1 pseudogene is annotated in these 202 nt (G+C 57.9%); it reads left to right on the top strand.

Going from position 1 to position 202, the window contains the following annotated elements:
• Positions 1-73: 73 nt before the first annotated feature.
• Positions 74-202: pseudogene (locus ACZBJS_RS42930) on the top strand (IS5/IS1182 family transposase); the annotation flags it as partial.

The following is a 202-nucleotide window of genomic DNA, read 5'->3' as shown; positions in this document are numbered from 1 at the left end:
CTAGGTGGTGTGGACTCTAAGGATTCCCTTTTAGGCGCAAATCAGATTCAAGGCTGCTTTTGGGGAGGCCGCCTTGGGTGTGATGGACCGTTTGGTATTGAGCGACGCGACATGGGAGCGGATGGCGCCGTTGATCATCGGCCGGCCTGACCAGAAGGGTTCGACCGGACGGGACAACCGGATGTTTGTGGAGGGCGTACTT

The sequence above is a fragment of the Bradyrhizobium sp. KZN70725 genome, from assembly GCF_055264925.1.
The sequence above is the reverse complement of the archived record's forward strand: the minus strand, read 5'-3'. Positions and strand labels throughout refer to the sequence as shown.